The organism is Xanthomonas arboricola pv. guizotiae, assembly GCF_002940205.1.
Lineage (GTDB): Bacteria > Pseudomonadota > Gammaproteobacteria > Xanthomonadales > Xanthomonadaceae > Xanthomonas > Xanthomonas arboricola_C.
The window spans coordinates 19440-41073 of sequence record NZ_MDSK01000006.1 but is presented as its reverse complement, the minus strand read 5'-3'; the positions used below and the strand labels follow the sequence as shown (position 1 = coordinate 41073).

Sequence of the window (21634 nt, the reverse complement as noted above, 5' to 3'; positions counted from 1 at the left end):
GTTTGGGCCCGAGATTGCTCCGACCGTATATCCTGTGTGGTTTGAGAACGCAGCGCTGTGCGCGCGACCAGGAGGGGTAGATAGTGGCGACTTGGCTAGTGACCGGCGGGGCCGGTTTTATCGGCGGAAATTTTGTTCTCGAGGCAGTTGCGCGCGGCATCCGCGTGATCAATCTCGACGCGCTCACCTATGCGGGGAACCTGAACACGCTGGCGTCGCTGGAAGGCAACGCCGACCATGTCTTCGTCAAGGGCGACATCGGCGACGGCGCGCTGGTGACCCGTCTGCTGCAGGACCACCAGCCGGACGCAGTGCTGAACTTCGCTGCCGAAAGCCATGTGGATCGCTCGATCGAAGGCCCTGGCGCGTTCGTCCAGACCAACGTCGTCGGCACCCTGGCCTTGCTCGAGGCCGTGCGCGACTACTGGAAGGCGCTGCCTGACGCGCGTCGCGAGGCCTTCCGGTTCCTGCATGTGTCCACCGACGAGGTCTACGGCACGCTGGGCGAGACCGGCAAGTTCACCGAGACCACGCCGTATGCGCCCAATTCTCCGTACTCGGCGTCCAAGGCGGCCTCGGATCACCTGGTGCGCGCGTTCCACCACACCTACGGGCTGCCGGTGCTGACCACCAACTGCTCGAACAACTACGGCCCGTACCATTTCCCGGAAAAGCTCATTCCGCTGGTGATCGCCAAGGCGCTGGCCGGCGAGCCCCTGCCGGTATACGGCGATGGCAAGCAGGTGCGCGACTGGTTGTTCGTCAGCGACCACTGCGAGGCGATCCGCACCGTGCTGGCCAAGGGCCAGGTCGGCGAGACCTACAACGTGGGCGGCAACTCCGAGCGCCAGAACATCGAGGTCGTGCAGGCGATCTGTGCGCTGCTGGATCAGCACCGCCCGCGTGAGGATGGCAAGCCGCGTGCGAGCCAGATCACCCATGTCACCGACCGCCCCGGACACGACCGTCGCTACGCGATCGATGCCTCCAAGTTGAAGAACGAGCTGGGTTGGGAACCGGCGTATACCTTCGAGCAAGGCATCGCGCAGACGGTGGAGTGGTACCTGACCAACCAGACCTGGGTGCAGGGCGTGCTGGATGGCAGCTATCGGCTGGAACGGATCGGCGCCGCGGCCTAACGCGAGCCCTTAGCAAGAGCCCGCGCATGTATGCGTGTGCGGGCCTCCAACAGGACATCCCTGATGACACAACGTAAAGGCATCATTCTGGCGGGCGGCTCCGGCACGCGCCTGTACCCGATCACCAAGGGCGTCAGCAAGCAGCTGTTGCCTGTGTACGACAAGCCGATGATCTACTACCCGCTGAGCGTGCTGATGCTCGCGGGTATCCGCGACATCCTGATCATCAACACGCCGCACGAGCAGGCGCTGTTCCAGACGCTGCTGGGCGATGGTTCCCAGTGGGGCGTCAATATCCAATATGCCGTGCAGCCCAGCCCGGACGGTCTGGCGCAGGCCTATCTGATCGGTCGGGAGTTTGTAGGCGGCAAGCCGAGTTGCCTGGTGCTGGGCGACAATATCTTCCATGGGCATGGCCTGACCGATACCCTGCGTCGCGCCGATGCGCGTGAGCAGGGTGCCACCGTCTTCGGTTACTGGGTCAACGACCCGGAGCGCTACGGCGTTGCCGAATTCGATCAGCAAGGCAAGGTCATCGACATTGCCGAAAAGCCGGAAAAGCCCCGTTCCAACTACGCGGTCACCGGCTTGTATTTCTATGACGGCAAGGCCAGCGACTACGCGGCTGCCCTGAAGCCCTCGCCGCGCGGCGAGCTGGAGATCACCGATCTCAATCGCTGCTATCTCGATGCCGGCGACCTGCACCTGGAGCCGCTGGGGCGCGGGTATGCATGGCTGGATACCGGCACGCATCAGTCATTGCACGAGGCGGCCAATTTCATCGAGACCATCCAGATGCGTCAGGGCCTGCAGGTGTGCTGCCCGGAAGAAATCGCGTTTGGTCAGGGCTGGATCGATGCGGAGCAGCTGGAGCGCCTGGCGGCGCCGTTGTTGAAGAATGACTACGGCAAATATCTGACTGCATTGGCCAAGCGCGGGGTTGTCCATTGAAAGTGATCGAAACGACGTTGCCCGGCTGCGTCGTCATCGAGCCTGCGATCTTCGGCGATGCGCGCGGTTATTTCTTCGAAACATGGAATGCAGAGCGCTTCGGGCAGCACGGTCTGCCGACAAGCTTTGTACAAAGCAACGTCTCCACGTCCGCCAGGGGCGTGCTGCGTGGTCTGCATTACCAGTGGCCCCGGCCACAGGGCAAGCTGGTGAGCGTGCTCGAAGGCGAGGTGTATGACGTCGCGGTGGATATCCGTGCTGGATCTCCCCACTTCGGGCGTTGGACTGCCGTTTTGCTCAGTGCGGAAAACCGCCGTCAGGTCTGGATACCTGAAGGCTTCGCGCATGGGTTTGCCGTGCTTTCAGAGAAAGCATTGTTCAGCTATCTGTGCACCGACGTTTACGTCAAGGAAGCGGATGCCGGCGTGCGGTGGAACGATGCGGCGATCGGGATCGATTGGCCGATCAGCGATCCGGTGTTGTCCGCCAAGGATGCCAAAGCGCCGTTTCTGGATGAGGTGCCAGTCGATCGACTGCCGGTGTACATGCCGTGACCACGGTGTTGTTTGGTGCCAGTGGGCAGGTCGGGACGGAACTGCTGCGCGCACTGGCAGCCGATGGTGCAGTACAGGCCACCACGCGCAGCGGCCAGTTGCCTGACGGCAGTGCCTGCGAGGTGGCGGACTTCGACGCACCGCAGACGCTGACGTCCTTGCTGGACCGGATCGGCCCGAGCCGCGTCGTCAATGCCGCCGCCTATACCGCAGTGGATTGCGCCGAACAGGAGCGAGATAGGGCCATGCGCGCCAATGCCATCTCGCCCGGCGTCATCGCCGCATGGTGTGCATCCAACAACGTACCGCTGGTGCACTACTCGACCGACTATGTCTTCGACGGTCGGGGTAACGCACCGTATCCGGAAGACGCGCCAACCTCGCCGCTGGGCGTCTACGGCGAGACCAAGCTTGCTGGCGAGGAGGCGATCCGCGCGTCCGGCGCGCAGCATCTGATCCTGCGCACGGCATGGGTGTACGCCTCGCACGGCGCGAATTTCCTGCGCACCATGTTGCGTGTCGGTGCCGAGCGCGATGAGCTGCGGGTGGTGGCCGATCAGGTCGGAACACCGACACCCGCCGCCCTGATTGCCGATGTCACTGCGCAGTTGCTGCGCCAACGCACACCCGAGACTTCGGGTACCTGGCACCTCACGGCGGCAGGGCAGACCAGTTGGCATGGCTTTGCCGAGGCGATCTTCCAGCAAGCGGTCAGCGCAGGCCTGTTGTCGCGCGCGCCGCGCGTGGTGCCCATCACCACCGCCGACTACCCGACGCCCGCAAAGCGGCCGGCGTATTCGCGGCTGTCGATCGACAAACTGCAGCGCGATTTCGACACCGTGTTGCCGGACTGGCAGCTCGGCCTGCAGCGCGTGATTGCCGAAATCGCCGCTGCCAGACAGTAAATCCGCAGGGCTGGTCGGTAGCGATAGTTCCAGCGACCAGTGCAAGCCGCAAAAACAAACAGCCGGGAATCCCCGGCTGTTTGCGTATGTGTTGCAGAGCCCTGCAAGCGACCGATCAGGCGCGCCCGTAGGTATCTTCGAAACGCACGATGTCGTCTTCGCCCAGGTAGCTGCCGGACTGTACTTCGATCAGTTCCAGCGGCAACTTGCCTGGATTGCGCAGGCGGTGGGTGACGCCCAGTGGGATGTAGGTACTCTGGTTTTCGGTCAGCAGCAGCACCTCGTCGCCACGGGTGACTTCGGCGGTTCCGCTCACCACGATCCAGTGTTCGGCGCGATGGTGATGCATCTGCAGGCTCAGCACCGCACCGGGTTTGACGGTGATGCGCTTGACCTGGTGGCGCTGGCCCATGTCGATCGAATCGTAGGCGCCCCACGGGCGATAGACCTTGCGATGCCAGGTGGCCTCTGAACGGCCAGCCGTCTTGATCTGGCCGACCACATCCTTGACCTCCTGGATGCGATCGCGATGACCGACCAGCACGGCGTCCGGCGTCTCGACGACGACGACGTCTTCCAGGCCGACCATGGCGATCAGGCGCGAGCCGTACGCATAGGTGTTCTTGCAGTCCAGCTGGATGACATCGCCGTGGTGCGCATTACCCTGGCCGTCCTGTTCGGAGACGTCCAGCAGCGACGACCACGACCCGACATCGTTCCAGCCGGCATCCAGCGGCACCACCACTGCATCGGCGGTCTTTTCCATCACCGCATAGTCGATCGAATCCGATGGGCTGGAGGCGAACGCGTCCTTGTCCAGGCGGGTGAAGTCGGCGTCGCGCTTGCCACCTTCCCATGCCTTCCGGCACGCATCGGCGATGGCGGGCTGGAACTTGCGCAGTTCTTCCAGATAGCGCGAGGCACGGAACAGGAACATGCCGCTGTTCCAGTAGTACTCGCCGCTGGCCAGATAGCCTTGCGCGGTAGCCAGGTCGGGCTTTTCGACGAAGCGTTCGACCGCAGTGGCGCCAGTGCCGGCACCGGCCTTGATGTAGCCGTAGCCGGTTTCGGGCGCGGTTGGCTTGATGCCAAAGGTGACCAGCTTGCCCTGCGCTGCGGCAGCTGCCGCAACGGTCACGGCAGCCTGGAAGGCGGCCTCGTCACCAATCACGTGATCGGACGGCAACACCAGCAACAGCGGATCGTCGCCATTGCGGGTGGCTTCCAGGGCAGCTACGGCAATCGCCGGGGCGGTGTTACGGCCCTTGGGCTCGAGCAGGATGGCCGACGGCTTGACGCCCAACTGCTGCAGCTGCTCGGCGGCCATGAAGCGGTGTTCTTCGTTGGCCACCACGATGGGGGCATGCGCCGCCACCGGGGCCGACCGCAGCCAGGTGGCCTGCAGCATGCTGTGCTCCCCGACCAGCGGCAGGAACTGCTTGGGATAGGATTCGCGCGACAACGGCCAAAGGCGCGTGCCGGAACCACCGGACAGGATGATCGGAAGGACGTCGCTCATGAGCGGGGGAAACTCCAGTGCGTCAAAGTGGGGGGAGATGTTAAATCAGCCGCGCAGCAGGTTGGAAATTTCCTGCGTACGCGTTTCCAGCAGGGCGGCATCGCCGCGCGTTTCCACGTTCAGACGCAGCAGCGGCTCGGTGTTGGAGCTGCGCAGGTTGAAACGCCATTGGCCGAAGTCGGCACTGATGCCATCGGTATAGTCCAGTTCCGGCGACTGATCACCGTAGTGATCCATCACGCGGGCAACCGCTGCCTTGGCATCGTCCACCTTGAAGTTGATCTCGCCGCTGCAGGGGAATTTCTGCATGCGCGCCTCGACCAGATCCGCCAGCGAACGACCGGACTGCGATACCAGTTCGGCGATCAACAACCACGGGATCATGCCGGAGTCGGCGTAGGCGAACTCGCGGAAATAGTGGTGCGCGCTCATTTCGCCGCCATACACGGCGTTTTCGCTGCGCATCTTTTCCTTGATGAAGGCGTGGCCGCTCTTGCACAGCACCGGGATGCCGCCGGCCTCTTCGACCTGTTCGACCGTGTTCCAGGTCAGGCGCGGGTCGTGCACGACCTTGCCACCGGGCTGCTTGGCCAGGATCGCCTGCGCGAGCAGGCCGACCAGGTAATAGCCTTCGATGAAGCGGCCGGTGTGGTCGAAGAAGAAGCAGCGATCGAAGTCGCCATCCCAGGCGATACCGAAGTCGGCGCCGTGTTCCTTGACCGCCCTGGCGGTGGCGTCGCGGTTTTCCGGCAGCAGCGGGTTGGGAATGCCGTTGGGGAAGTTGCCATCGGGTTCGTGGAAGACGCGGACGAACTCGAACGGCAGCTGCGGTGCGAGCAGGTCGACGATCAGGCCGGCCCCGCCGTTGCCGGCGTTGACCACCAGCTTGAGCGGCTTGAGCGTGCTGCGGTCCACGTAGCTGAGCAGATGCTCCAGGTAGGCGCTCTTGTCGGTGCGGCTCTGCTCGCTTGCGGTGGGCTCGCCGGGTGCGGCGGTATCGGCAGCGACGGTGTCGCGGATCGCGAACAGGCCGGTGTCGGAGCTGATCGGCCGCGCCTGCTCGCGGACCAGCTTCATGCCGTTGTAGTCCATCGGGTTATGGCTGGCAGTGACCATCACGCCGCCGGCCGCCTTGAGATGATCGGTCTGGAAATAGACCTCCTCGGTGCCGCACAGGCCGATATCGATCACTTCGCGGCCGCTGGCGCGCAGGCCGGCCGAGAGCGCTTCCTGCAGCCCGGGACTGGCCAGGCGCACGTCGTGGCCCAAGACCACGGGCCCCTGCTCCAGCTGCGCCGCCAATGCCACGCCGATGCGGCGCGCCAAGTCCTCGTTGAGTTCATCCGGCACGCGGCCGCGGATGTCGTAGGCCTTGAAGGCGGGTAGCGTCATGGGCGATTCCTGGAATGGGGGAATTGTGAGTTTAGCGGCTGCACCGTGTCTTGGGTGTGGCGGAATTGCGACCGGGGACAGGGAACAGTCAGCGGCTAGAATGGTCGCTTCACATCAGCGAGGCGAGGGCGGTGATGAGCAATGATGGACGTGGTGCGGCAGGCGGCAAACGCTACGCCGACGCCGGGACGGCGCTGGATGGGGTGCTGGCCGATGGCCAGACCCTGGCAGTCGGCGGGTTCGGGTTGTGCGGAATCCCGGAAGCGCTGATCGCGGCGGTGCGCGAGAGCGGGGTCGGCGGATTGACCGTGATCTCCAACAATGCCGGTGTCGATGGCTTCGGGCTGGGCCAATTGTTGGCCACCCGGCAGATCCGCAAGATGATTTCGTCCTACGTGGGCGAAAATAAGGAATTCGAGCGGCAGTACCTGGCCGGCGAATTGGAGCTGGAATTCAACCCGCAGGGCACGCTGGCCGAGCGCCTGCGCGCGGGCGGTGCGGGAATTCCCGCGTTCTATACCGCAACCGGCTACGGCACCATCGTCGCCCAGGGCAAGGAAACCCGGCAATTCGACGGCAAGCAGTACGTGATGGAGACCGCGCTGCAGGCCGATGTCGCCCTGGTCAAGGCCTGGCGGGCGGATACCGCCGGCAATCTGGTGTTCCGCAAGACCGCGCGCAACTTCAACCCGGCCTGCGCCATGGCCGGTCGCCTTTGCGTCGCCGAGGTCGAGGAGATCGTGGAGGCGGGCGCGATCGATCCGGACCAGGTGCATCTGCCCGGCATCTATGTCGACCGGTTGGTGCTCAACGCCACCCCGGAAAAACGCATCGAACAGCGCACCGTGCGCGAAGGACAGCACTGATGGCCTGGACCAGGGACCAGATGGCCGCACGTGCGGCCCGCGAATTGACCGATGGCGCCTACGTCAACCTGGGCATCGGCCTGCCGACGCTGGTGGCCAATCACATTCCCGATGGCGTGGACGTATGGCTGCAATCGGAGAACGGCCTGCTCGGCATCGGCCCGTTCCCCACCGAGGCGGAGGTGGATGCGGATCTGATCAATGCCGGCAAGCAGACAGTCACCGCACGTGCCGGCGCCAGCTATTTCGGTAGCCACGACTCGTTTGCGATGATTCGCGGTGGGCACATCGATCTGGCGATTCTCGGTGCGATGCAGGTTACCGAGCGCGGCGACCTGGCCAACTGGATGGTGCCAGGCAAGATGGTCAAGGGCATGGGCGGCGCGATGGACCTGGTGGCCGGCGTCAAGCGCGTAGTGGTGCTGATGGAGCACGTCGCCAAGGACGGCAGCCACAAGATCCTGCGCGAATGCGACCTGCCGTTGACCGGCGTCGGCGTGGTCGACCGCATCATCACCGACCTGGCGGTATTCGACGTCACCGATGGCGGGCTGGTGTTGGTGGAAGCGGCCGACGGAGTAGCGCTGGAGGAGTTGCGTCAGAAGACCGGTGTGACAATCCTGACGGCTCAACGGTGAGGCGAAGCCGGGTGGCCGTCAGGTCATCCGGCGCGAACCAGTCCGCGTCCGGTGAACCGGTCGTCGAGTTGCAGATCCGCCAGCCACGGCGCCTGCCAGCGTCCGGAGCCGATGCACTGCAGCGGGATCTGGACCGAGGTTCGGTCGAAGTCCAGCAGGTAGCTCTGGTCCTGGGCAACCCGACAGACGTCTGCAATGAACGCCAGCGCACCTTCATGCACCTGCGCGATCGTCGCCCATTGCGCTGCCGACAGTTCCGGATTGGCGTAGACCGCAGTCGGGACGTCGGGGGCAGCTGTGAAGCAGGAAAACTGCGGCGAAGGAGCGGTGAGAAGTGTTTCCAGAAGCAGATCGTGGCGCAGGATCGTCGATTGCTCCGGGTCACTGTCGGCACGGCCATCGAAATAGCGGGCGGCTGCCCAATTGTGGACAGGGATCTTTGTGGCGCGCCCGTTCAACGCAAAATAAACGCCGCCCAGCGGCTGCCCAGTCAATCTTGCGAGGTTGGCCTGGATGGTGCCGGAATAACCGATGTCGGCCACCATGGCCGCGCCGTCACCTGCGGTTGCTCTCCAGTAATGCAGGTAAGCTGTCCGTTCTGTTTCGGCAAGCGCCAGCAGTTCGGTGATCGCCGGGGCAATCAGTTCCACCAGCTCGGCATGCATCTCCGGCAGGTAGACATCGCGTTGCATCACCGAGCGGCCCAGGCGACGTTCCACAATATGTGCGGCGGCATCTCCCAGGCGCGCCTGTATCAGGTCGCCCAGCGTCCCGGTGTAGGTACTGTCCAGCAGCAATGCAAGATCATCCGGCGCATGCAGCGAGGGTGTTCCGGTTCCCCGTCGCGACGCCAGCAGGTACTTGCCATGCAGCTGCTGCAATGAAGGAGACGTTTGCCTTACCAGCTGAAACCCCTGCTCCAGCAGGTGGCCTTCCCGGCTCAGAAACAGGATCGTTTCGACATTGCATTGCTTCGCCGTGCGGATCAGCCAGGCAAGATAATCGAAGATCAGCGGGCCGATCACCACGTAGCCAAGACAGGCCGGTGAAAGAACCGGCAAGGGCATCAGCGTTTCCGGATGCCGGTCGGCAAGGTCGGCGAATTGATTGGCCAGCAGGCCAAGCCACAACTGATCCTGCCACCGGGCTGCAGCGCCCGACGATGGTCTAAGCGGGCGCAATGCAGGAATCACCTCCAGCAGTGCGGATGGCCGAAGCACATGCACCGGTGTCAACAGCTGGTGCATCTGTGGACGCTGGACATCTGCATGTTCGTTGTCGCCGACATGCAGCCACTGCGAGGCATCGATTTTCTCGAGGGCCGGCAGCTCCCTCCAGACATTGTCGGCATCCTTGCGCCAGCCCGTCTCGCAGGACACATACCAGGCAGCCGGCAGTGCGCTGACTTCTGGTGGCAGAACCTGCTGCAGCAATGCGCTATCCAGATACATGTCCGAAAGCGCAACCAGGCGGATGCCACGTTGCTTTAGTTGCGTCGCTGCTGCGATCACGCCCTGGCGTGGTCGCAGCAGCCGGGCTTCCAGGGCCACTTCCAGTGCCTGGAGGGCGCTGGTCGGAAGTCCCTTCGCATCGGGCAGGCCAGCCAGTGCGGCGTAGATGCTCGATAGATCGACATCGGCGCCACGTTGATGGCGCGCTTTTGACTCGGCAAGTTCGCGTAGTTCGAGAAAATTTCCGATCCCGAATTGGCGTGCTATCAGGTGGGCAAGAAAGGCGCGGGCACCTGCCGGAAATAGGAACGGCCTCACCACCAAGGTATCGAAAATATCCAGCGATACCAGTCGAGCCTGCAGGGACGACAGTGTCAATCGCGTGGCAATCGGTGTCTCGAACGACGCCTGCCAGTTGCGTCCACCCTCGTCGCTGAGTGACAGCGTCCCGTCCTGCGGCAGGATGCCGATGCGATACTGCTGATTGCGCACCACAGCGACGAACAAGCGCTCCACCGCGTGGTGCAGGGTGCCGTCGATCTGCCCGTGCTCTTCGGGGAAGTCCTTGAGTTCCAGATTCAGTGCGTACAACGGCCGCAGTGCATCCACCTTCGCCCAGAACATCGATCCGGCAGGAAAATCGATGTACTCCGAGGGGCTGATGTCGAATCCAAGTCGCTGGGCAAGTGTGCGACAGACGCTGAAATTGCTGAGCCAGGTATGCGCCCATAGCAGCACCCGCTCGTAACTTTCGGGATAAAGCATGCCGAGCCGCGGCTCGGCCTGAAACATCCCCAGCTGCCAGGCGATGCGCTCCGGGCTCCCCATCAGGGATGACACCAGGTAGCGGCGCCACTCGCCTTGCTCGCTGCCGGTATACAGCGATTTTTTCGTATGCAGATGGCCGACAACATCCAATGCCAGGATCTGCTCGCGAAACGTCACCAAGAGCGGTGCGATGTCACGGCCGCGATTGGGCACGACGCGTATCTCGAGCTTCCCGATCTGCGGCAGCGTTGAAAGGCGCTCGCGCGCCAGCGTTGCGGCTGTGTCATCCATCACCGATACCAGCAGGTCATAACCCACCGGCATGTGCTGGAGCGACTGCGCGAATTCGTCGATCAGGTCGGGATAGAAGACGTGCAGCATCACGCCAATCTTGAGCTGCAGCTGCGACAGGGGAGCAGGCGGGAGGAATGGGTGTTGGTCAGGCAGGCGATGACCCGCCGGGCGCGCGCGCCCGGCTAGCTGTAACCGCCCCACCAGGCCACGAATTCCCAAGGCGCGTATCAGCTTGAGTGCCCGTATTGCGACTGCGGTTGCGCCGGAGAAACCGCCACCATGGAGTTCTACCGAGCGACGCGCCGCAGCCATGAGTTTGGAAAGACTGCCGGTCACGCGGTACGCCACTGATTAATCACAGATTCTGGTAGTTCGGGCCCGAACCACCCTCCGGGGTGACCCAGGTGATGATCTCGTACGGGTCCTTGATGTCGCAGGTCTTGCAGTGCACGCAGTTGGCGGCGTTGATCTGCAGACGCTTGCCGGAGGGGCTGCCGGTGTCTGCGACCATTTCGTAGACGTTGGCCGGGCAGAAGCGGGTGCAGGGGTTGTCGTACTCCTGTACGCAGCGGGTGGCGCAGACGTCGGTGTCGAGCACCTTCAGATGCACGGGCTGGTCTTCGTCGTGCTCGGTGGCGGCAAAGTAGACCGCCTGCAGGCGGTCGCGCGGGGCGAGCTCGCGCGTGCCGTAGTCGCGCGTGGGTTGCTCGTGGTCGCCGAGCTTGTGCAATGCCGACCAGTCGGGTTTGTTCTTCAGCGTCCAAGGCGAGGCGCCCTTGAGCGCGGTTTCCCAGGCGGCGTTGAGCAGGCCGAACCACAGGCCCTTCTTGAAGCCGGGCTTGATATTGCGCACCTGCTTCAGCTCGGCCATCGCATCGGACGCGCGCAACTTGGCGTCGAAGCCTTGCGGCGCCAGCTGCGATTGCACCAGATGTTCGGCGGCCAGCATGCCGCTGCGGATCGCCTGATGGGTGCCCTTGATCTTGGGCACGTTGAGCAGGCCGGCGGTATCGCCGATCAGCAGGGCACCGGGCATTTCCACCTTGGGCAGCGATTGCCAGCCGCCGGTGACGATGGCGCGCGCGCCGGCCGAGAGGATGCTGCCGCCTTCCAGCAATGGCTTGATCAGGGCGTGGTTCTTCCATTGCTGGAAGGCCTCCCACGGCTGGTATTTCGGGTCGCTGTAGTCCAGCCCGCTCACATAACCGAGCGCGATCTGGTTGTTGTCCAGGTGATACAGAAAGCTGCCGCCGTAGGTGCGGTTGTCGGCCGGCCAGCCCAATGTGTGCACGATCTTGCCGGGGCTGACGCGCCCTTCCGGTACCTGCCACAGTTCCTTGATGCCGATCGAATAGCCCTGCGGGTCGGCATCGGCGGTGAGGTCGAAGCGTTTGAGCAGGCGCTTGGTCAGATGCCCGCGCGCGCCTTCGGCCAGCACGGTGACCTTGGCACGGATATCGATGCCGGCGGTGTAACCGGGCTTGTGCGAACCGTCCTTGGCCACGCCCATGTCGCCGATACGCACGCCGATGACCTGGTCGTTGTCGTCGTGCAGGGTTTCGGCGGCGGCGAAGCCGGGGTAGATCTCCACGCCCAGCGCTTCGGCCTGCGGCGCCAGCCAGGCGCACATTGCGCCCAGGCTGACGATGAAATTGCCGTGGTTGCGCATGCCTGGCGGCACCAGCGGGAACTTGCGCGCGCTGTCCTTGCCGAGAAACCAGAATTCGTCGTCGGTGGCAGCCACGCAGATCGGCGGCGGGTTGTCGCGCCAGCCCGGCAGCAAGGCATCCAGCGGGCCCGGCTCGATCACCGCGCCGGACAGGATATGCGCACCGATGGTGCTGGATTTTTCGATCACGCAGACGCTGATGCCCGGATCGAGCTGCTTGAGCCGGATCGCAAAGGCCAGCCCAGCCGGACCGGCGCCGACGGTGACGACGTCGTACTCCATCACGTCGCGCTCGACCGTCTCTGGCGCAGTTGCGCCGACTCCTGCTTCCGACATTGCTCCGCTCCCGTTGGCTCGATGGCTGCCGCGCATTTTCCGGGATTCGATGTGACGGCGGCAAATCGGATCGATTCATCGACGCTGCCCAGCCTCCACTCAGCGGGCGCGTGCTAGCGTTTGACGGATGAAGATTCGGGTGGCATTGCCGCAAGCGGAGATCGCCTGGTGTCGCGGCTGGTTGCCGCGCGCGCAGGCCGATGCGCTGCTGCAGGCGCTACTGACGCAGCTGCTGTGGGAGGTGCATCGCATCCGCATGTTCGGGCGGACGGTGGATTCGCCGCGTCTGAGCAGCTGGATGGGCGATGCGGGCGCCAGCTATCGCTACTCGGGCACGCAGTTCGCGCCGCAGCCGTGGCTGGACGTCTTGCAGCCTTTACGCACGCGCCTGCAGGCCGAGACCGGGGCGCCGTTCAATAGCGTGCTGGCCAACCGTTACCGCAGCGGCAACGATGCGATGGGCTGGCATAGCGACGACGAGCCGGAGTTGGGGGCGCGACCATTGATCGCCTCGGTCAGCCTGGGCGCGACGCGGCGCTTTGCATTCAAGCATCGCGACGATGCGGCGGTGAAGCAGACGCTGGAATTGGGGCACGGCGATCTGCTGCTGATGGCAGGCGATACCCAGCGGCACTACAAGCATGCATTGCCGCGTACCGCAAAGCCCGTTGGCGAGCGCATCAATCTCACCTTTCGCCAGATTGCGCCGCGCGTGTCCCAGCCATAAGAGCGGCTAACGAAGCGTAGCGAGCGCTTGGCTGGCGGTGAGTGCAGTGGTTTTGTTGTCCACATCTTGGTGGATGTAGTCAGCAGTCCGAGTCAAACGCTGAGTGGGTCGAGGGCGCGGTGCCCTCACCGCTCGCGGGACACGCCGTGAACCCGTCCCTGGGTGCTCGGTGGCGGCATCCATGCCGCCACACGGTCCCGCAATCGGTGAGGACACCGCACCAGACAGTTTGCTGGCTGCTTTGTTGAAAGCCATGCACACCGACCATCCCGACGGGTCCTTGCCCGCCCACCGTCGCGAAACCTTATGCGGCATGGATGCCGCAGAAGAGCCTACATGGACGTACTTGCGGCGTGTCCCGCGATGGTGGGCGGGCAAGGGCCCTGCAGCCAGGCCGCAGATCAGCCGCCCCGCGGTAGACCGGCGTGAAGTGCTTTGTTAACCGCTCTAAGATCTGTCGCCTGCGCTTACAACGAACGCGGCAGGCTCTGGCTATCCTGCTGGCCGGTGACCAAGGTCCAGCCGACCAGTTCGGTGGTGACCTGGATCAGCGCCTGTTCGAATGCGGCTGCCACCGCAGCCGTGTCGGTGCCGCTGGACGGGCGTGCGACCAGGAAGGTGCGCGCGGCCACCACGCGCTGATCGGCGGCGTGCAGCAGTTTGGCATTGAGTTCGATGGTGGCCGAAGGCAGCGACTGGCCGGCGTAATCGGATTCGAAGCGGCGCAGGTCGATCGCCAGCTTGTAGTCGGAGCGGATGCCGGTGCCGACACGGGCGACGGCGGCGATCTTGCCGGAGTCCTCGAACGCGCGGACCACGCTGTCTTCCAGCATGTCGGTGGCCGGCTGCGCCCAGCCTGCGCCGTGATAGACCTGCAACTCGCCCGGGGTCGGGCGCACGTTGATGCGCGGGCTGTCGATCACCCGCGCGGCGCTGGGCTTGGACACCGACAGCTGCCAGGTTACCTGCGGCCAGGACGGGTTCGGCGCGATCCGCACGTTGGGTGCGTAGATGGTGGCCGGCTTCTGGTCGCCGCCGGTCAACACCGAGCAGCCGCCCAGCGCCAGCAGCGAGACGCACAACATGGAACGCAACGGGCGCATGGCAGTCATTTCGGTTCGAACTCCTTGGGTGCGTCGCGGCCGAGCAGGTAGCGCGCAGGGTTGTTGTCCAGTTTGTCGCTGACCCGGCGCAGGTCGCGGATCAAACCGCGCAATTCGGTCAGCGTGGGCCCGAGCTGGCCCAGTCCGTCGTTGGCGAAACTATTGATGGCCGCGCGATTCTCGCCAAGGATGTTGTCGGCGTTGCCGGCGGCCGAATCCAGCTTGACCAGGGTGGCATCGAGCTTTTCCAGGATGCCCGGCAGCTGCTGCACCAGGTTCTGGTCCAGCCGCTTGATGGTGCCGTTGGTGGTGGTCAGGGTGGTGTCCAGATTGCGTGCGGCATCGCGCGCGCTGACGATCAGCGCCTGCATGCCTTGGTCGCGATCGGCGATGCCGCCGCTGATCTTTTCCAGGTTCTGCAGCGTGGCGGTGATGCTGGCCACGTTCTTGTCCGAGAGCATCTGGTCCATGCGCTCGACGATGCGGTTGGCGGTGTCGGTGATGTTCTGCAATGCCGACGGCGTGGTCTGGATGATCGGCGCATCGCTCTTGTCGATGGTGGTCAGCGACGGTGCCTCGGGCGTGCCACCGGAGAGCTGGATGATCGACGGGCCGGTCAGGCTGGTGATGGCCAGCTTGGCGCGCGTATCGCTCTTGATCGGCGTGGTGGAGTTCACCCGCACGTGTGCGACCACCTGGCGCGGGTCGTTCGGCGCCAGCGTCAGCTCGGTGATCGAGCCCACCGCGATGCCGTTGTATTGCACCGGGCTGCCGACCGACAGGCCGGTCACCGCCTCGCGGAACACCACCCGGTATTGCTGCCAGGTACGGTCGGAGGAGTATTTCGCGGCCCATAGCCCGAACAGCAGCAGGGCCAGGCCCGCCACGATGGTGAAGGCGCCGATCAGGACGTAATTGGCTTTGGTTTCCATGCTCAGGCGGTCTCGGTGGAGTCGGTCTTGGCCGCGCGCGCGGCGCGGGCGCGCGGACCGTGGAAATATTCCTGGATCCAGGGGTGATCGATCTGCTCGACGTCGGCCAGCGGCGCGTTGGCGATCACCTTGCGATCGGCCAGCACCGCGATGCGGTCGCAGATGGCGTACAGCGTATCCAGGTCATGCGTGATCAGGAACACGGTCAGGCCCAGCGCCTGCTGCAGGGTGCGGATCAACCGGTCGAAGGCGGCCGCGCCGATCGGGTCCAGCCCGGCGGTGGGTTCGTCTAGGAACAGCAGCGGCGGGTCCAGCGCCAGCGCCCGCGCCAGGCCGGCGCGCTTGCGCATGCCGCCGGACAATTGCGAGGGCAGCTTGTCCAGCGCATCGGCGGGCAGGCCGGCCAGTTTGATCTTCAGCAGCGCCAGTTCGAAATACCAGCGCTCGGGAAACTCGCCGTGATGTTCCTTCAGCGGCACCTGCACATTTTCGCCGACGGTCATCGACGAGAACAGCGCACCGTCCTGGAACAGCACCCCGGTATTGCGGGTGATGTGCTGGCGGTCGGCGAAGCGGCCCGAGCGCGCATCCGCGCCCAGCACCTGGATGCTGCCGGCATCGGGCTCGCGCAGGCCCAGGATGCTGCGCATCAGCACCGACTTGCCGGTGCCCGAGCCGCCGACCACGCCCAGGATCTCGCCGCGCCGCACGTCCAGATCCAGCTCCTCGTGCACGGTCTGGCTGCCGAAGCGATTGGTCAGCCCGCGCACCGAAATCGCCAGCTGCGCGTTGTCGGCGTCGGCCTCGGTGCCGGGATCGGGGATTGGGGATTGGGGATTGGTCACAGCACGGCTCTCCGCAATGTCAGGGCGCCAGCTGCGCTTGTGCCTTGCACGAATCGCGAATCCCGAATGTCGAATCCCGGCCTCATCACCACCCCATCTTCATGAACCACAGCGCGGCGACCGCGTCGAGGATGATGACCAAGGAGATCGTCTGCACCACCGAGGAGGTGGTGCGCTCGCCCACCGACTGCGCGGTGCCGCTGACCTTCAGGCCTTCCAGGCAACCGATCAGGCCGATCACCAGCGCAAACAGCGGCGCCTTGGATAGCCCGACCAGGAAATGCCGCAGCTGGATGGTGTCGTGCATGCGCGCCAGGTACATCTGCGGCGGAATATCCAGGTCGAATGCGCCCACGGTGACGCCACCGGCCAGGCCGGCGATCATCGCGATGAAGGTCAGCAGCGGCAGGGTGAAGATCAGCGCAAGCAGGCGCGGAATCACCAGCAGGTCGATCGGGTCCAGGCCCAGGGTGCGGATCGCGTCCACTTCCTCGCGCGATTTCATCGCACCGATCTGCGCGGTAAACGCGCTGGCGGTGCGCCCGGCCAGCACGATGGCGGTCAGCAGCACTGCGAACTCGCGCAGGAAGGCGATCGACACCAGCTCTACCACGTAAATCTCCGCGCCGAAGTCGCGCAGGATGGTCGAGCCCAGGAACGCGATCACCGCGCCGACCAGATACGACAGCAGCACCACCAGCGGCACCGCATCCAGGCCGACCTGCTCCATGTGGTGCACGGTGGAGGTCAGGCGGAAGCGCCGCGGCTCGTGGATCAGCCGCGCGATCTTGACCAGGTTTTCGCCCAGAAAGCTGTTCAGCTCCAGAATGCCCTGGCCGACGCCGTGGGTGGTGCGGCCCAGACGGTCCAGCGCGGCGACGAAGCCGTAGTCGCGTTTGGGCTTGGGGCGTTCGTCGTTGAGTTCTTCGATGGTGCACACCAGCGCCTGGTGCTCATCGCGGAAATCGATCGCATCTTCCTTCAGGCCCATGCGGCTGGCGAAGCGCAGCAGCTGCAGCACGCCGGCCGAGTCCAGTTGCCCGATGCCACGCGCGTCGATGCGCCGGATCCCTTCGGGCACGGCCTGCAGCAGCTCGGCCTGGGGCAATGCGGTCGCCAGGACCCAACTGCCAGCGAGGCGGACCTGTGCGTGATCCTGCGAGTCTTGTTCGATGCGTGGAGGTTGCGCTTTGATCATGGGTGGCCTGTCCGTGACGCCAGCATACCGCGCCCGGCGTGAGCGAATGATGGGGACGCTTCGCAGCTGCGGTCCCGGCACGGTCAATCGGCGCGCCGGCCAGGTGCGCTGCGGCATACACTGGCGGCCTCGCCAGACGGCGTTTCTCCGATCCGACCCGCCACGCATGTCCGCTGCCACCGTCGTCCAACCGTCCGCCAGCGCCACCTATGCCCAGCGCGTCGCCTTTGTTTCGGAAATCGCCGGACGCCTGCATTCCTACGGCACCACGGCGCAGCGTCTGGAGGCCGCCGTGGTCGGGCTGTCGCACAAGCTGAGCCTGGACTGCGAGCCCTGGTCCAATCCCACCGGGATCATTTTGAGCTTCAGCGACCCGACCAAGGCCATCGGCTCCAGCGACATCACCCGGGTGATCCGGTTGGCCCCGGGCGAGAACGACCTCTACAAGCTCAGCGTGGCCGATTACGTGGCCGACGGCGTGGCCAACGGGCGCATGAGCATCGCGCAGGGCCACACCGCGCTGCGGCGGCTGGACCGCGAGGTCGACCGGCGCGGCAGGACCATGCAGGTGCTGGCATTCGGGCTGGCCGCCGCCGGGGTGGCAGGGCTGTGGAAACTGCCGTGGCTGGATATCGCCACAGCGGGGGCGATCGGGATGTCGATCGGCCTGCTGACCCAATACACCGACAGGCGGCCGGCGACCAAGGAAGCCGGCGAGGCGCTGGCCGGCCTGCTGGCCGGGGTGGTGGCCGCGGTGGTGGCTTCGCTGGTCGGGCCATTGAACCTCAATACGGTGATCATCGCCTCGCTGGTGGTGCTGCTGCCCGGCATGTCGTTGACCAATGCCTTCAACGAGCTGGCCAGCCAGCACTGGGTGTCGGGCACGGCGCGGCTGGCCGGTGCGGTGACCACGGTGCTCAAACTCACCGTCGGTGCGGTGATCGCGGTGACGCTGACCCAGGTGCTCGGCCTGCACCCGCAGGTGGCCGCATTGCGCCCGCAGGCCGGCTGGGTGGAATGGGCCTCGCTGCTGGTGGCCGCTTATGCATTTGCGGTGTTGTTCAAGGCCAATCGACGCGATTATGTGTGGATCATGGCGGCGGCCATGTCCGGATATGTCATCGCGCGTTATGCCGGACACGTCTGGGGTGGTCCGGCCGGTGTCTTTGCATCGGCCATGGCATTGACCGCCGCCGGTAATCTGTTCGGGCGGGTGGTGCAAAAACCCGGTGCACTGATCCGGTTGCCCGGCATCATCATGCTGGTTCCGGGCAGTGTCAGCCTGCGCGGTTTTCTGACCCTGATACAGCAGCAGGATGTCAGTGTGGGGCAGGCCGCGCTATTGGCGGTGACCAATATCGTGATGGCCTTGATGGCCGGATTGCTGTTCGGCAATCTATTGATTCCGGCGCGCAAGAATTTATGACCGCAACAAAAAACGCGCAATAAAAAACGCCGGCACTGCCGGCGTTTTTTATTGGTATCAATCAAGCGGCCTTGGGCTTCTTGGTCGCGCGCTTGGTAGCGGCTTTGCGCGCGCCGGCCTTCTTGGCCGGGGTCTTCTTGGCGCTGACCTTGCTGATCAGAAAGTCTTCGACCTTCTTGCCGGCGGCGGTCAGTTCGGCCAGCCAGCGCGGCTGCTTGCCGCGGCCGGTCCAGGCTTCCTGGGGGTTGGCGGGGTTGCGATATTTCGGCGGAACCTTGCCCAGCTTGCGGCCGGCGCGCGGACCCGGCTTGGCGGCGGCAGCCGAACGGCCCGCACCGGCGCTGGCGCCAAACAATTCTTCGATGGAATAACCCTGGGCTTTTGCCGCGCGGGTCAGCTGCGTGCGGACCTTGGCAATCGGGGCGCGCTTGGCAACCACGGTTTGCTGCTTTTTCGCATTTTTGATCAGGGCACCCAACTGCTTGGCCGACAGGCCGCTTAGATCGATCGACATCACTACTCCGGAAGATGAGAGAGAAAAGAATGCCGGTCCGTGGCAGCGCTGGCCATCATAATGTCAGAAAACCCGGGTGACAAATGCGCCGAAATAATTCGGCGCATTGTGTTCATCCAATTGAAGTAGTTGCGGGTGATTTGATCAACGACCCAGCCGGGAGAATAACCCGGCCTTATCCAGGTTTTCCGCTGCCTCCGCAGTGCGGGCGCGATATTCAAATGTGCCGGCGGCCAATCCGCGTTCGGAGACCACCACCCGATGCGGAATACCCAATAGTTCCATATCGGCAAACATCGCGCCCGGGCGCAGGCCACGGTCGTCCAGCGCCGCTTCGATCCCTGCGGCGAGCAATTCGTCCAGCAATGCCTGAGCGGCGGCAACCACCTGCGCGTCCTGCTTGGGGTTGATGATGCAGACCACCACCTGCCACGGTGCCATCGGCGCGGGCCAGACGATGCCGGCATCGTCATGGTTCTGCTCGATCGCCGCGGCCACGATGCGCGAAATGCCGATGCCGTAGCAGCCCATCTTCATCACTGCGGGCTTGCCGTTCTCGTCGATCACGGTGGCCTGCAATGCCTGCGCATACTGGCTGCCGAGCTGGAATACATGGCCCACCTCGATGCCACGGGCCAGCCGCAGTTCGCCGCCATCGGCCGCGCGTTCGCCGTCGATGACGTTGCGCACATCGGCAACGGTTTCCGGCTCGGGCAGGTCGCGGCCCCAGTTGACGCCCGCCAGGTGCGCGCCGGGCACGTTGGCGCCGACCACGAAATCGGCCATCGCCGCGACATCGCGATCGGCCACCACGCGCACCGGGCGGGCCGTGTTCACCGGACCCAGGAAGCCCGGCTCGCAGCCGAGGTGGGTGCGGATTTCGGTTTCGTTGGCCAGGCGGTAGCCGGCCAGGCCGGCGACCTTGCCGAGCTTGATCTCGTTGACGGCGTGATCGCCGCGTACCAGCACCAGCACGAAGCCGGCCTCGGTCATCACCGCCACCGACTTGACCGTGCGCTGCAGCGCGATGCCCAGCAACTGGGCGACGTCTTCGCAGGTCTTCTGGGTGGGCGTTGCGACCTGGCGCATGGCCTCGCCAGCCGCGGCGCGCGGCGCGGGCAGGGCGGCGCTGGCGGTTTCCACGTTGGCGGCGTAATCGGAGCCGGTGGAGAACGCCAGCGAGTCCTCGCCGGAGGCGGCGATGACGTGGAATTCCTGCGAGGCGTCGCCGCCGATGGCGCCGGAGTCGGCCTGCACGGCGCGGAATTCCAGCCCCAGGCGGGTGAAGATGCGGGTATAGGCCGCGCGCATGTTGTCGTACTCGCGCGCCATGTCGGCATCGGTGAGATGGAAGGAATAGGCGTCCTTCATCAGGAATTCGCGCGCACGCATCACCCCGAAGCGCGGGCGGATCTCATCGCGGAACTTGGTCTGGATCTGGTAGAAGTTCAGCGGCAGCTGCTTGTAGCTGTTGATCTCCTGGCGCGCGAATTCGGCCGCGGCCTCTTCGGCGGTCGGGCTGTAGCAGAACTCCTGCTCCTTGCGATCCTTGATCTTGAGCAACTGCCCGCCGAACTTCTCCCAACGGCCGGTGGCGTCCCACAGCTCGCGCGGCTGGATGGTGGGGAACAGCACTTCCACCGCGCCGGCGCGGTTCATCTCCTCGCGCACGATGGCCTCGACCTTGCGCAGCACGCGCAGACCCAGTGGCGACCAGGTGTACAGCCCGGAGGCCAGCTTGCGGATCATGCCCGCGCGCAGCATCAGACGGTGGCTGACCAGCTCGGCGTCGGCCGGGGTTTCCTTGGTGGTGTGCAGGTGGAACTGGGAAAGACGCATCGGGCTTCGCTTGGGCGGAAAGCCCATAGTTTGCCAGTGTCGCGCCTTGCCGGTCAGGGGCAGCGGCCGATCGGCCGGATGCATGGACCGGCATGCGGCCGGTCGTGCGCCGGCTCAGGTGGCCGGATTGCCGCTCGCTGCCGGCTTGCAATAGGCCTTGGCGGCGGCCTCGGCGAGATTGCGCTGCGCCGCGCGCGCGTCCGGGTCCAGCGGGGTACCGGGCTTGCCGTCGGCGCCGGCGCCCATGGTGACCTCGCCCTTGCCGCTGAGCAGTTCCAGGTTGCGGCGTGCCGTCAGGCAGTCGGCCGATTCGGGCGTGGCGGCTTCCGGCGCGGCGATGGCGGCGGTGCCGCTGCGCGCATCGATCCGGCGCGCTTCGTAGCGCTGGCCGGCCGGTGGCGGGGTTTCGGTGTAGTGGGTGACGCCCTTGGCGTCCTTCCATTTATACAGATCGGTCGCGCCGGCGGCGGCGCTGGCCAGCATCAGCAGGGCGCAGAGCCCGGACGACAGGTGCATGTGGCTTCCCCTGGATGATTCCCGCGGCGATTGCAGCATCCGCGGCCCGCGC

The 21634-nt window shown here is 65.0% G+C and carries 19 protein-coding genes; 8 read left to right on the top strand and 11 right to left on the bottom strand.

The genetic code is table 11. The features are described from left to right. Positions 1 to 83 precede the first annotated feature (83 nt). From rfbB to rfbD, 4 genes are all read left to right on the top strand, one after another. Positions 84 to 1139: a dTDP-glucose 4,6-dehydratase gene (gene rfbB, locus XarbCFBP7408_RS05170; RefSeq protein WP_104561983.1), complete on the top strand. Its 1056-nt coding sequence runs from the start codon at positions 84 to 86 to the stop codon at positions 1137 to 1139. A gap of 63 nt (positions 1140 to 1202) precedes the next feature. After that, on the top strand, positions 1203 to 2090 hold the full coding sequence (rfbA, locus tag XarbCFBP7408_RS05165; protein ID WP_104561981.1) for a glucose-1-phosphate thymidylyltransferase RfbA: 888 nt from the start codon (positions 1203 to 1205) through the stop codon (positions 2088 to 2090). Further along, complete coding sequence (gene rfbC / locus XarbCFBP7408_RS05160; RefSeq protein ID WP_104561979.1) at positions 2087 to 2644, top strand: dTDP-4-dehydrorhamnose 3,5-epimerase; 558 nt, start codon at positions 2087 to 2089, stop codon at positions 2642 to 2644. The genes rfbA and rfbC overlap by 4 nt, the downstream gene beginning before the upstream one ends. Further along, entirely contained in the window at positions 2641 to 3549 is a 909-nt protein-coding gene (rfbD, locus tag XarbCFBP7408_RS05155) for a dTDP-4-dehydrorhamnose reductase (protein WP_104561977.1), read from the top strand. The genes rfbC and rfbD overlap by 4 nt, the downstream gene beginning before the upstream one ends. Before the next feature lie 115 nt (positions 3550 to 3664). Here the strand turns inward: rfbD and XarbCFBP7408_RS05150 are convergent, their stop codons facing one another. Both XarbCFBP7408_RS05150 and XarbCFBP7408_RS05145 read right to left on the bottom strand, forming a co-directional pair. Next, entirely contained in the window at positions 3665 to 5068 is a 1404-nt protein-coding gene (locus tag XarbCFBP7408_RS05150) for a mannose-1-phosphate guanylyltransferase/mannose-6-phosphate isomerase (RefSeq protein ID WP_104561975.1), read from the bottom strand. 45 nt (positions 5069 to 5113) lie between these two features. Further along, positions 5114 to 6460 carry a phosphomannomutase gene (locus tag XarbCFBP7408_RS05145; RefSeq protein ID WP_104561973.1) on the bottom strand — a complete coding sequence of 449 codons (1347 nt, stop codon included), beginning with the start codon at positions 6458 to 6460 and terminating at the stop codon, positions 5114 to 5116. A 134-nt stretch (positions 6461 to 6594) separates the two neighbouring features. Here XarbCFBP7408_RS05145 and XarbCFBP7408_RS05140 point away from each other — a divergent pair, with 134 nt between their 5' ends. Together XarbCFBP7408_RS05140 and XarbCFBP7408_RS05135 are read left to right on the top strand one after the other, a co-directional pair. Further along, the gene (locus XarbCFBP7408_RS05140; protein WP_104561971.1) at positions 6595 to 7326 is read left to right on the top strand and encodes a CoA transferase subunit A; all 732 of its coding nucleotides are present in this window, start codon (positions 6595 to 6597) and stop codon (positions 7324 to 7326) included. Next, the gene (locus XarbCFBP7408_RS05135) at positions 7326 to 7964 is read left to right on the top strand and encodes a CoA transferase subunit B (RefSeq protein WP_104561969.1); all 639 of its coding nucleotides are present in this window, start codon (positions 7326 to 7328) and stop codon (positions 7962 to 7964) included. The genes XarbCFBP7408_RS05140 and XarbCFBP7408_RS05135 overlap by 1 nt, the downstream gene beginning before the upstream one ends. 23 nt (positions 7965 to 7987) lie before the next feature. Here XarbCFBP7408_RS05135 and XarbCFBP7408_RS05130 read toward each other — a convergent pair whose 3' ends face one another. Both XarbCFBP7408_RS05130 and XarbCFBP7408_RS05125 read right to left on the bottom strand, forming a co-directional pair. Beyond that, on the bottom strand, positions 7988 to 10723 hold the full coding sequence (locus XarbCFBP7408_RS05130) for a rhamnan synthesis F family protein (RefSeq protein ID WP_258072029.1): 2736 nt from the start codon (positions 10721 to 10723) through the stop codon (positions 7988 to 7990). A 109-nt stretch (positions 10724 to 10832) separates the two neighbouring features. After that, a complete protein-coding gene (locus tag XarbCFBP7408_RS05125; protein ID WP_104561965.1) occupies positions 10833 to 12482 on the bottom strand; it encodes an electron transfer flavoprotein-ubiquinone oxidoreductase in 1650 nt (549 codons plus the stop codon). Between the two features lie 127 nt (positions 12483 to 12609). On the opposite strand from XarbCFBP7408_RS05125, the gene XarbCFBP7408_RS05120 reads away from it, so the two are divergent. After that, positions 12610 to 13209: an alpha-ketoglutarate-dependent dioxygenase AlkB family protein gene (locus XarbCFBP7408_RS05120; RefSeq protein ID WP_104561963.1), complete on the top strand. Its 600-nt coding sequence runs from the start codon at positions 12610 to 12612 to the stop codon at positions 13207 to 13209. 467 nt (positions 13210 to 13676) lie between these two features. Here the strand turns inward: XarbCFBP7408_RS05120 and XarbCFBP7408_RS05110 are convergent, their stop codons facing one another. From XarbCFBP7408_RS05110 to XarbCFBP7408_RS05095, 4 genes are all read right to left on the bottom strand, one after another. Then, a complete protein-coding gene (locus XarbCFBP7408_RS05110) occupies positions 13677 to 14321 on the bottom strand; it encodes an ABC-type transport auxiliary lipoprotein family protein (RefSeq protein ID WP_104561961.1) in 645 nt (214 codons plus the stop codon). After that, entirely contained in the window at positions 14318 to 15244 is a 927-nt protein-coding gene (locus XarbCFBP7408_RS05105) for an MlaD family protein (RefSeq protein ID WP_104561959.1), read from the bottom strand. Before XarbCFBP7408_RS05105 ends, XarbCFBP7408_RS05110 begins: the two co-directional genes overlap by 4 nt. A gap of 2 nt (positions 15245 to 15246) precedes the next feature. Beyond that, positions 15247 to 16089, bottom strand: coding sequence for an ABC transporter ATP-binding protein (locus XarbCFBP7408_RS05100; RefSeq protein ID WP_104561957.1), 843 nt, complete (start codon positions 16087 to 16089; stop codon positions 15247 to 15249). Positions 16090 to 16174: 85 nt separating this feature from the next. Further along, positions 16175 to 17404 carry an MlaE family ABC transporter permease gene (locus XarbCFBP7408_RS05095; protein WP_429001371.1) on the bottom strand — a complete coding sequence of 410 codons (1230 nt, stop codon included), beginning with the start codon at positions 17402 to 17404 and terminating at the stop codon, positions 16175 to 16177. A 49-nt stretch (positions 17405 to 17453) separates the two neighbouring features. Here XarbCFBP7408_RS05095 and XarbCFBP7408_RS05090 point away from each other — a divergent pair, with 49 nt between their 5' ends. Then, entirely contained in the window at positions 17454 to 18713 is a 1260-nt protein-coding gene (locus XarbCFBP7408_RS05090) for a threonine/serine ThrE exporter family protein (RefSeq protein ID WP_104561955.1), read from the top strand. Between the two features lie 61 nt (positions 18714 to 18774). Here the strand turns inward: XarbCFBP7408_RS05090 and XarbCFBP7408_RS05085 are convergent, their stop codons facing one another. The 3 genes from XarbCFBP7408_RS05085 to XarbCFBP7408_RS05075 form a co-directional block, all read right to left on the bottom strand. Beyond that, positions 18775 to 19227, bottom strand: a complete 453-nt coding sequence (locus XarbCFBP7408_RS05085) for an H-NS family nucleoid-associated regulatory protein (RefSeq protein WP_104561953.1) — start codon at positions 19225 to 19227, stop codon at positions 18775 to 18777. 144 nt (positions 19228 to 19371) lie between these two features. Next, the gene (locus XarbCFBP7408_RS05080; protein WP_104561951.1) at positions 19372 to 21066 is read right to left on the bottom strand and encodes a proline--tRNA ligase; all 1695 of its coding nucleotides are present in this window, start codon (positions 21064 to 21066) and stop codon (positions 19372 to 19374) included. A gap of 114 nt (positions 21067 to 21180) precedes the next feature. Beyond that, positions 21181 to 21582, bottom strand: a complete 402-nt coding sequence (locus tag XarbCFBP7408_RS05075; protein ID WP_181106285.1) for a DUF4124 domain-containing protein — start codon at positions 21580 to 21582, stop codon at positions 21181 to 21183. Positions 21583 to 21634 lie beyond the last annotated feature (52 nt).

What these genes read in the sequence shown, in the direction of transcription:
- XarbCFBP7408_RS05145 (WP_104561973.1), bottom strand. Translation starts at nt 6,460, where the DNA reads ATGACGCTACCCGCCTTCAAGGCCTACGACATCCGCGGCCGCGTGCCG.
- XarbCFBP7408_RS05135 (WP_104561969.1), top strand. Translation starts at nt 7,326, where the DNA reads ATGGCCTGGACCAGGGACCAGATGGCCGCACGTGCGGCCCGCGAATTG.
- XarbCFBP7408_RS05090 (WP_104561955.1), top strand. Translation starts at nt 17,454, where the DNA reads ATGTCCGCTGCCACCGTCGTCCAACCGTCCGCCAGCGCCACCTATGCC.
- XarbCFBP7408_RS05105 (WP_104561959.1), bottom strand. Translation starts at nt 15,244, where the DNA reads ATGGAAACCAAAGCCAATTACGTCCTGATCGGCGCCTTCACCATCGTG.
- XarbCFBP7408_RS05085 (WP_104561953.1), bottom strand. Translation starts at nt 19,227, where the DNA reads ATGTCGATCGATCTAAGCGGCCTGTCGGCCAAGCAGTTGGGTGCCCTG.
- XarbCFBP7408_RS05075 (WP_181106285.1), bottom strand. Translation starts at nt 21,582, where the DNA reads ATGCACCTGTCGTCCGGGCTCTGCGCCCTGCTGATGCTGGCCAGCGCC.
- rfbA (WP_104561981.1), top strand. Translation starts at nt 1,203, where the DNA reads ATGACACAACGTAAAGGCATCATTCTGGCGGGCGGCTCCGGCACGCGC.
- XarbCFBP7408_RS05110 (WP_104561961.1), bottom strand. Translation starts at nt 14,321, where the DNA reads ATGACTGCCATGCGCCCGTTGCGTTCCATGTTGTGCGTCTCGCTGCTG.
- XarbCFBP7408_RS05125 (WP_104561965.1), bottom strand. Translation starts at nt 12,482, where the DNA reads ATGTCGGAAGCAGGAGTCGGCGCAACTGCGCCAGAGACGGTCGAGCGC.
- XarbCFBP7408_RS05095 (WP_429001371.1), bottom strand. Translation starts at nt 17,404, where the DNA reads ATGCCGCAGCGCACCTGGCCGGCGCGCCGATTGACCGTGCCGGGACCG.
- XarbCFBP7408_RS05080 (WP_104561951.1), bottom strand. Translation starts at nt 21,066, where the DNA reads ATGCGTCTTTCCCAGTTCCACCTGCACACCACCAAGGAAACCCCGGCC.
- XarbCFBP7408_RS05140 (WP_104561971.1), top strand. Translation starts at nt 6,595, where the DNA reads ATGAGCAATGATGGACGTGGTGCGGCAGGCGGCAAACGCTACGCCGAC.
- XarbCFBP7408_RS05150 (WP_104561975.1), bottom strand. Translation starts at nt 5,068, where the DNA reads ATGAGCGACGTCCTTCCGATCATCCTGTCCGGTGGTTCCGGCACGCGC.
- XarbCFBP7408_RS05120 (WP_104561963.1), top strand. Translation starts at nt 12,610, where the DNA reads ATGAAGATTCGGGTGGCATTGCCGCAAGCGGAGATCGCCTGGTGTCGC.